Source organism: Streptomyces sp. NPDC001270 (genome assembly GCF_042896695.1).
GTDB lineage: Bacteria > Actinomycetota > Actinomycetes > Streptomycetales > Streptomycetaceae > Streptomyces.
This window is the reverse complement of the sequence record NZ_JBIAXM010000099.1, coordinates 1-1,808: the sequence shown is the minus strand read 5'-3', so window position 1 is coordinate 1,808 and position 1,808 is coordinate 1. Positions and strand designations below refer to the sequence as shown.

The window sequence follows — 1,808 nt, the reverse complement described above, 5'->3', positions numbered from 1 at the left end:
GATGTGTGGACGCGGCATGCCTCTGGTGTGCTGTCGGCGGCGCCGGGTGGGACCGGGACCGGGGCCGGGTTCGATTTCACGGCTTGGCCGCCGCCCGGTGCGGAAGCGGTCGAGGTGGGGAACTTCTACACCGACCTGATCGAACGCGGTTACGCCTACGGGCCCGCGTTTCAGGGGGCGCGTGCGGTGTGGCGGCGTGGGGAGGAGGTCTTCGCCGAGGTCGTCCTTCCTGATGAGCAGCGGGCGGACGCTGCCGCTTTCGGTCTCCACCCCGCATTGCTGGACGCGGCCCTGCACCCGGCCGTGATGAGTATCGGCGAAGACGGGCAGGAGCCGTGGCAACCGGGCGATTGGAAGGGGGCCGTGCTGCATGCCGTCGGTGCGTCGGTGTTGCGGGTGCGGTTGATGCCTGGAGGGCCCAGCACGGTGTCGCTGGCGGCCGCTGACGAGGGCGGCGATCCGGTTGTGACCGTGGATTCGCTGGCGTTGCGTGAGGTGTCCGCCGAGCAGGTGGGCGCCACGGCGGCGCCTACGGCGAGTGCCGGCTCGTTGTTACAAGTGGACTGGACCGGACTGGCCTCGGCCGAACCCGACGACGAGCCGTCGTGGGCGGCGGTGGCCACCGCGGACGACGTGGCGGCCCTGACCGGGAATGCGCCTGCGGCGGTCGTGCTGGAAGTCGTCAGTGGTGCGGATGCGGATGCGGATGCGACGCTGAACTTGACGTCACGTGCGTTGGCGGTCGTGCAGACCTGGCTGGCGGGAACCGGCCTGGAGCAGTCGCACCTGGTGGTGGTGACCCGGGGCGCGGTTCCCGCCGGCGGTGACGGTAAGGTGACTGATTCTTCCGCTGCGGCGGTGTGGGGTCTGGTTCGTGCCGCACAGGCCGAGAATCCGGGCCGGATCATCCTGCTGGACCTCGATCCCGCCGCCGACGGCGGTGCGGAGGCGGTGCTGGGTTCGGTGCTGGCCAGCGGCGAGCCGCAGATCGCGGTCCGTGGCACGGCACTGTCGGTCCCTCGGCTGGGCCGTGCTGCCGCTCGGACGCCTGATGTTCCGGCGGTGTTCGCGCAAGAGGGGACCGTCATGATCACGGGTGGGGGGTCGTTGGGTGCGCTGGTGGCTCGGCATGTCGTATCTCACCATGGTGTGCGGAATTTGGTGTGGGCCAGTCGGCGGGGTGCGGCCGCCGAGGGTGTGGAGGATGTGGTAGCCGAGCTGGCCGGCCACGGAGCAGAGGTTTCCGTGGTCGCCTGTGATCTGTCCGACCGTGATCAGGTGGCCGCTCTGTTGGCATCAGTGCCGGACGAGCATCGCCTGACGGGGCTGGTGCATACGGCAGGTGTCTTCGACGCCGGGGTGATCGGTGGTCTGACCCCGGATCGGCTGGCGAGTGTGTTCGGACCGAAGGTGGACGCGGTGCGGCACTTGGATGAGCTGACCCGGGACATGGACCTTGACGCGTTCATCGTCTACTCCTCCGTCTCGTCCGTGTTCCTGGGAGCCGGCAGCAGTGGTTACGCGGCGGCGAATGCCTTTCTCGACGGATTGATGGCCAGTCGTCGGGCCGCGGGCCTGCCTGGGTTGTCGCTGGCGTGGGGCCCGTGGAAGCACACCAGCGGGTTGATCACGCACCTCAGCAGCGCCGACCAGGTGCGGATGAGCCGGCGTGCGAGCCGTGGTGGTGTGCTGGCGATCTCGGCGGTGGAGGGTATGGAGTTGTTCGATGCCGCTGTGGGGTCCGGGCAGGCGCTGTTGGTGCCGGTGAAGTTGGATCTGCGGGGGTTGCGTGCGGGTGCGGCGGCTGG

At 69.4% G+C, this 1,808-nt stretch carries 1 protein-coding gene; it reads left to right on the top strand.

Going from position 1 to position 1,808, the window contains the following annotated elements; all coding sequences use genetic code 11:
- Positions 1-27: 27 nt before the first annotated feature.
- Positions 28-1,808: SDR family oxidoreductase (locus ACFY2B_RS46125; protein WP_390769042.1), on the top strand; the 1,781-nt coding region annotated here is incomplete at its 3' end.